Source organism: Amycolatopsis sp. NPDC004625 (assembly GCF_040609695.1).
GTDB lineage: Bacteria > Actinomycetota > Actinomycetes > Mycobacteriales > Pseudonocardiaceae > Amycolatopsis.
Window position 1 is genome coordinate 384,269 of record NZ_JBEXKX010000001.1, and the last position, 7,092, is coordinate 391,360.

Here is a 7,092-nt window from a genome sequence, read left to right on the forward strand (position 1 = left end):
CCCCGGCCGGGTAGTTCTCCCGCATGACCACTGGGGTGCGGAAGAAGAACGGGTGGGCCAGAGCCGCCGGACTGGTGCTCGTGGTGGCCGTCGGCTACTTCGCTGGTGTCGGGGTCGCGGCCGTGTTCGGCGCGGCCGACCCCTGGGCCTTCGGCCTGATCGGGGCCGGCCCGGCCGTCGTCGGCTTCTTCGCCGACGACCTGCGACGCCGCGTCCGCGGCGGCTAGAACCAGAACGTCGGCTGCTCGATCCCGAACTGCAGCTTCGCGTACCGCTTGGACGCCGCCGCCGAGAAGTAGATGTGCTGGGCGGCCGCGTGCAGGTCGCGGAAGCAGCGCTGCACCGGCTGGTCCGCGTGCAGGGCACCCGCGCCCGCGTAGCCGAACGCGGTGTCCACCGCGCTCAGCGAAGCGCGCATCGCCTGCTGCGTCGCCAGGAGGAACTGGCCGCGCTGCCCGGCGTCCGGGACGTCGCCCGCGCACGCCGTGTCCCACAGCTGCCCCAGCGCGTCGAAGACGAACGCGCGGGCCGAGCGCAACCGGCCCTCCGCGTGGGTCAGGGCGAGCTGGACGTCGCCGTCCTCGGCGATCGGGCCCGGGCCCGGCGGGCGGAACTTGACCGGCGCGAACTCCGTGAACTCGTCCAGCGCGCGCCGCGCGATGCCGAGCGGGACGCCCACCAGCAGCGTGCCGACGAAGGTGAAGAACGGGAAGCGCCACAGCGGGCCGTCGTGGCGGGCCGGGTTCGTGAACGGCGAAATCGTGTGTTCCTCGCGGACGACCGCGTCGATCTCGACGTCGTGGCTGCCGGTCCCGCGCAGGCCGGTGACGTCCCAGTGCTCCACCACCCGCACCTCGGCGGCCGGCACCACGGCGAGCCGCCAGTCCCGCGGGTCGCCGCCGGCGAAGGCGCCGTTGAAGAACAGGTCCGTGTGCGGGCTGCCGCTGCAGAACCCCCACTTCCCGGCGAGGGTGAACTTCCCGGCGCCGTCCGGGGTGAGGCGGCCCATCGGCGCGAACACGCCGCCGCCGATCGGGTCCGGGGTGCCGGCGACGAGCGCGGCGGCGACGGCCGGGTCCAGCCAGGCCAGGAACGCCGAGCCGTTGCCGATGGTGATCGTCCAGCCCGCGGAGCCGTCGGCGCGGGCGAGTTCCTCGACGACTTCGACGATCGTGGCGGGCGGCAGCTCCAGGCCGCCGAGCTCGCGCGGAGTCGCCAGCCGGAACAGCCCGGCCGCGCGGGCCCGCTCGACCAGGTCGCGGGGCAGGGTCTGGAGCCGCTCCGCCTCGACGGCCCGCGCGCCCAGCTCGGGCGCGAGGTCCCGCGCGGCGGTGACGGCGTCGGTGGTGGCTTGTTCCATCATGGTCAGCGCCCCCTCAGGGTGTCATGATAGATGGACATCTATTCGATAGAGGAGTCTCTACCTAAATGGACGGCCCTGTCAAGCGCCGGTACGACACTTCGCGCCGTCAGGAGCAGGCGCGCGAAAACCGCCGCCGGATCCTGGCGGCGGCGTCGGCGCTGTTCCGGGAGAAGGGGTACGCGGGCACCGCGATGCCCGAGGTGGCCAAGGCGGCCGGCGTCTCGGTGCAGACGGTCTACAAGGCGTTCGCGAACAAGGCGACGCTGCTCAAGGCCGTCTTCGACGTGACGGTCGCCGGCGACGACGAGGACGTCCCCATCGCCGGGCGCGACTTCATCGCCGAGATCCAGGCCGAGCCGGACGCCGCCCGCAAGATCGAGCTGTACCTCGACCACCTGGTGGGTGTCGTCCCCGCGGTGTCCCCGGTCCAGCTGCTGGCCCGCGACGCGGCGGCCGCCGACCCGGCGGCGGCCGAGGTGTGGGCGCAGATGCGGCAGGAGATGCTGACGGCGATGACGTACTTTTCGGCCGACCTGCTGGCCACGGGCCAGGTCAAGCCCGGCCTGACCGCCGACGACGTCCGCGACATCCTGTGGACCTACCACGGCCCGGAGCAGTACGAGCTGCTCTGCCTGGAGCGCGGGTGGTCCCCGGAGCGCTACGGGAAGTTTTTGCGGGACGCGATTGTGGCGGCCGTCCTGGCGTAGGTACGCCGAAGGCCACCGCCGCGGCGGTGGCCTTCGGATGGGGGTGTTACGCCGTGGCGCTGGTCCCGGTCGTGCTCGACGAGGGGGCGCCGGCCGAGCTCGAACCGCCGCCCGACGGCGAGGTCGGGGTGGTCGTCGTCGGCGTGGTCGGGGTCGTCGGGGTCGGTGTGGGAGTCGGGGTCGTCGTCTTCGGCGGGGGCGAGGCCGACGTGTGGACCGGCGGCGGTGAGCTGTCGCCGGTGTCGTTGCGCGGGGGCGGCGGAGGCGGCGGGGCCTGGGTGACGACCGTGGTGGTCGTCTTGCCGTCCGGGCTGACCGACACCACCGTCGTCGGCGCGCTGCTGGACGTGGGGCTCGACGTGGTCGGGGGGCCGGCGGTCGGCGGGCCGCTGGTCGACGGGGCGGTCGACAGCGTCTGGACGCCGGCCGGGACGGCCGCCTGGCCGCCGGGGCCGCCCGTGCCGCCCGCCGTGGTCGCCGGGGCCGGCCCGGCGAGCTCGGCCACCGCGGCGAACGCGGTCGCGACGACCAGCCCGGCCACCCCGAGCACGACGTACCCGGTGCGGTTCGGTTTGCTGCTCTTGGGCGGCGCGGTGTCGATCCTGGTGATCCGAGAGCTCGAATCCGACCCGGCGGGGCGGGGCATACGGGGCTCCTTGGGGAATTCGGGGAGGCGCGGGCGAGGCCGCATAACGGGCAAAGCCACGGCGGGGGAGCGACCTCGGCGGCGAGGCTATCACCGGCGTGCGGGTATTCCCCCAGGTAGTGGCCTTGATCCGTTACTGTGCGCGGTCAGTCGACCCGAAGGGGAGGAACGGCGTGAGTGAGGGAGAAACCCACACCCGGTTGACGGCGTGGGTCCGCGGCCGCGTGCAGGGTGTCGGTTTCCGCTGGTGGACGCGCAGCCGTGCGCTGGAGCTCGGCCTGGTCGGGAGCGCGAGCAACCTCGCCGACGGCCGTGTCGAGGTCATCGCGGAGGGTAGCCGTGACCACTGTCAGCGGCTGTTGTCCGCGTTACGGTCGGGAGAATCACCCGGAAGTGTGGAGCACGTCGCCGAGCGCTGGTCTGACCCGAAAGGGGGACTCTCGGGGTTCGTCGAGCGGTAGTGCACCCCTTGGTCCGTCCGGGGCCGGTGTGGCTCGTGGTGTTGCTGGGACGTCGCCGGGTGTGCTAAGGCGCGCCGAGGAGGGGGCGCGTCCGGCGGGACCCGGAGGCCCCCAGGTAGCCTGGGACGATTGAAACGCCAGTACCGGCAGCCAGAGGGGTCAGCACCCAGTGCACCTGAAAAGCCTGACGCTCAAGGGCTTCAAGTCCTTCGCCTCGGCCACCACGCTGCGCTTCGAGCCCGGCATCACCTGCGTGGTCGGGCCGAACGGCTCGGGCAAGTCGAACGTGCTGGACGCGCTGCGCTGGGTCATGGGCACCCAGGGCGCCAAGGACCTGCGCGGCGGCAAGATGGAGGACGTCATCTTCGCCGGCACCGCGGGCCGCGCCCCGCTCGGCCGCGCCGAGGTCACCCTCACCATCGACAACGCCGACGGCGCCCTGCCCATCGAGTACTCCGAGGTCTCGATCACCCGCCGGATGTTCCGCGACGGCGCGAGCGAGTACGAGATCAACGGCGACCGCTGCCGCCTGATGGACGTCCAGGAGCTGCTCTCGGACTCCGGCATCGGCCGCGAGATGCACGTCATCGTCGGCCAGGGCCAGCTCTCGGCCATCCTCGAGTCCAAGCCCGAGGAGCGCCGCGCGTTCATCGAAGAGGCCGCCGGCGTCCTCAAGCACCGCAAGCGCAAGGAACAGACCCTGCGCAAGCTGGCCAACATGCAGGGCAACCTCGACCGCCTCGGCGACCTGACGACCGAGCTGCGCCGCCAGCTCAAGCCGCTGGGCAAGCAGGCCGAGATCGCCCGCAAGGCCCAGTCGGTCCAGTCCGAGCTGCGCGACTCGCGCCTGCGCCTGCTCGCCGACGACCTGGTCACCCAGCGGAGCACCATCGAGCGCGACGAAGCCGACGAGCGCACCGCCCGCCAGCGCCGCGCCGAGGTCGAGCAGCACCTCGAGCTCGTCTCCGCCGAAGAAGCCGAGCTGGAGGCCTCGCTCGCCGAGGACGCTCCGCTGCTCCAGACCGCGCAGGAGACCTGGTACAAGCTGTCCGCGCTGGCCGAGCGGCTGCGCGGCACCGTCCGCCTCGCCGTCGAACGGCAGCGGCACCTCTCCGCCGACGTCTCGACGTCGACCGGCGGCCGCGACCCGGAAGAGCTCCTCGAAGAGGCCGAGCGCGTCGCCGAGCAGGAGGAGGAGCTCAACGAGGCCGTCATGGAGGCCCGGGAGCTGCTCGCCGAGACCGTGCTGCGCCGCGAGGACCTCGAACAGCGCGTCCAGGCCGCCGAGCGCGCGCACTGGGCCGCCGTCCGCGCCATCGCCGACCGCCGCGAGGGCATGGCCAAGCTGACCGGCCAGGTCGAGGCGCTGCGCAGCAAGAACGGCGCCACCACCGACGAGATCGACCGCCTCAGCGTCTCCATCGAGGAAGCCGCCGAGCGCGCCGAGATCGCCGTCGAAGAGCTCGAGATGGCCCAGGCCGAAGGCGGCGCGGAGGAATCCGACGACGCCGGCCTGATGGACCGCCACGACCGCGCGGTCGAAGCCAACAACGCGGCCAAGGCGCGCGTCGAAGAACTGGTGAAGGCCGAGCGGGCCGCCGAGCGCGAGATCGCGTCGGACAGGGCGCGCGTCGAGGCGTTGTCCATGGGGCTCAAGCGCAAGGACGGCGCGGGTGCGCTGCTCGGCGCGTCCCACGAACTGCCGGGCCTGCTCGGCTCGGTCGCCGCGCTGCTCACCGTCGAGCCCGGGCACGAGGTCGCGCTCGCCGCGGCCCTCGGCCCGGTGGCCGACGCGGTCGCCGTCGCCGGTGGCGAAGACGCGCTGCGGGCGCTGAAGTACCTGAAGGACACCGACTCCGGCCGCGCGGGCATCCTGCTCGGCGGCCCGGAGTTCAGCGCGGACACGTACTCGTGGCCGACGCTGCCGGAGGGCGCGCGCTGGGCCCGCGAGGTCGTCACCGCGCCCGCGCAGCTGCGGCCCGCCGTCGAGCAGGCCCTCGACAAGGTGGCCGTCGTCCGCGACCTCGACGCGGCCCGCCACCTGGTCGCGGTGCACCCCGAGGTCCGTGCGGTCACGGCCGAAGGGGACGTTTTCGGCGCCCGCTGGGCGATCGGCGGGTCCGGCCAGCGCGAGAGCGTGATCGAGGTCCAGGCCGCCGTCGACGAGGCCGGGGAGCGGCTCCGGCTGGCCGAGCGGTCGCTGGAGCGGTACACGGCCGAGCTGGAGGGCGCCCGCGCCGAGCAGCAGGCGCGTCGCGAAGAGGTGTCGCAGGCCAAGGACGCCCTGGGCGAGGCGAAGGTCCGGCGCGCCCGGTCCTCGGAGCGGCTCAACCGGCTGCAGCAGGCCACCCGTCAGGCGCAGGCCGAGGTCGAACGGCTGTCCGGGCAGCGCGCGAAGGTCGAGCAGAGCCGCGTGCAGGCCCTGGCCCAGCTCGCCGAGCTGGAGGAACGGCTCGCCGCCGTCGCCGAGCAGCCGGTCCAGGACGACCCGGACACCGCCGAGCGCGACGCCGCCGTCGAAGAGCTGGCCGTCGTCCGGCAGGAGGAGATGGAGGCGCGGCTCGCGCAGCGCACCTCCGAAGAGCGGGCACGCAGCATCGCGGGCAAGGCCGAGGGCCTCCGCCGCGCCGCACACGCCGAGCAGCAGGCCCGGGAACGCGCCGAGCGCGCCGCCGCGGCCCGCAAGCGCGGCGCCGGGATCGCCAACGCCGTGGTCAACGCGGGTGAGCTCGCGCTGGAACGCATCGAGCACTCGGTGCAGCGCGCCGCCGCCGAGCGCGACCAGGTCCAGGCCCGCCGCCAGAGCCGCGAGCAGGCGCTGACGAGTGTCCGCGCCAAGGTCCGCGAGCTGACCGGCGAGCTGGAGAAGCTGACCGACGCCGTGCACCGCGACGAGGTGTTGCGCGCCGAGCAGCGGCTGCGGCTGGAGACCCTGGAAGCCAAGATCGCCGAGGACTTCGGCATCGGCCTCGCCGACCTGGTGCAGGAGTACGGCCCGGACGTCCCGGTCCCGCCGAGCGCGGGCGAGATGGCCGAGTACGAGGCGGCCAAGGAACGCGGCGAGGACGTCACCCCGCCGCCGCCGATGCCCTACGACCGCGACACCCAGGCCCGCCGCGCCAAGCGCGCCGAGAAGGACCTTTCCCTGCTGGGCAAGGTCAACCCGCTCGCCCTGGAGGAGTTCGCGGCGCTGGAGGAGCGGTACAAGTTCCTCTCCACGCAGCTGGAGGACCTCAAGGACACCCGCAAGGACCTCGAAGCCGTCATCAAGCAGGTCGACGAGAAGATCCTCGAGGTCTTCGCCGGCGCCTACGCCGACGTGGCCCGCGAGTTCGAGACGGTGTTCGGCGTGCTGTTCCCGGGCGGCGAGGGCCGGATGGTCCTCACCGAGCCGGACGACCTGCTGGCCACCGGCGTCGACGTCGAAGCGCGCCCGCCGGGCAAGAAGGTCAAGCGGCTGTCGCTGCTGTCGGGTGGCGAGAAGTCGCTGGTCGCGGTGGGCATGCTGGTCGCGATCTTCCGCGCGCGCCCCTCACCCTTCTACGTGATGGACGAGGTCGAGGCGGCGCTCGACGACACCAACATGCGCCGGCTGATCGGGCTGCTGGAGCAGCTGCGCGACTCGTCGCAGCTGATCATCATCACCCACCAGAAGCCGACGATGGAGATCGCCGACGCCCTCTACGGCGTGAGCATGCAGGGCGACGGCATCACGAAGGTGATTTCGCAGCGCCTGCGTTCGACCGAGGAAGAGCCGGTTCCGGTCAGCTGACCCGCAACCCTGCTTGAGTCGCCTGCCGCAGCCTGTCGTGAGTGGTAAGGCGAGTTCTAACCCGCCTTACCACTCACGACAGCCCCGGCCGAACGCGCGCCGCCCCCAGGTGGGGGGGTCAGCCCGGGCCCCCCCAGGCGGGG

At 73.1% G+C, this 7,092-nt stretch carries 6 protein-coding genes; 4 read left to right on the forward strand and 2 right to left on the reverse strand.

Going from position 1 to position 7,092, the window contains the following annotated elements:
- The first annotated feature begins 23 nt into the window (after positions 1–23).
- Complete coding sequence (locus tag ABZW17_RS01790) at positions 24–227, forward strand: hypothetical protein (RefSeq protein ID WP_354808583.1); 204 nt, start codon at positions 24–26, stop codon at positions 225–227.
- Here the strand turns inward: ABZW17_RS01790 and ABZW17_RS01795 are convergent.
- The gene (locus tag ABZW17_RS01795) at positions 224–1,363 is read right to left on the reverse strand and encodes an acyl-CoA dehydrogenase family protein (protein ID WP_354808585.1); all 1,140 of its coding nucleotides are present in this window, start codon (positions 1,361–1,363) and stop codon (positions 224–226) included. The two genes, ABZW17_RS01790 and ABZW17_RS01795, sit on opposite strands and share 4 nt — an antisense overlap.
- Positions 1,364–1,428: 65 nt before the next feature.
- Here ABZW17_RS01795 and ABZW17_RS01800 point away from each other — a divergent pair, with 65 nt between their 5' ends.
- On the forward strand, positions 1,429–2,070 hold the full coding sequence (locus ABZW17_RS01800) for a helix-turn-helix domain-containing protein (RefSeq protein ID WP_354808587.1): 642 nt from the start codon (positions 1,429–1,431) through the stop codon (positions 2,068–2,070).
- A 46-nt stretch (positions 2,071–2,116) separates the two neighbouring features.
- Here the strand turns inward: ABZW17_RS01800 and ABZW17_RS01805 are convergent, their stop codons facing one another.
- A complete protein-coding gene (locus tag ABZW17_RS01805) occupies positions 2,117–2,716 on the reverse strand; it encodes a hypothetical protein (RefSeq protein ID WP_354808589.1) in 600 nt (199 codons plus the stop codon).
- A 173-nt stretch (positions 2,717–2,889) separates the two neighbouring features.
- Between ABZW17_RS01805 and ABZW17_RS01810 the strand changes: the two genes are divergently transcribed.
- Positions 2,890–3,177 carry an acylphosphatase gene (locus tag ABZW17_RS01810; protein WP_354808591.1) on the forward strand — a complete coding sequence of 96 codons (288 nt, stop codon included), beginning with the start codon at positions 2,890–2,892 and terminating at the stop codon, positions 3,175–3,177.
- Positions 3,178–3,346: 169 nt separating this feature from the next.
- Complete coding sequence (gene smc / locus ABZW17_RS01815) at positions 3,347–6,949, forward strand: chromosome segregation protein SMC (RefSeq protein WP_354808593.1); 3,603 nt, start codon at positions 3,347–3,349, stop codon at positions 6,947–6,949.
- Positions 6,950–7,092: the final 143 nt, after the last annotated feature.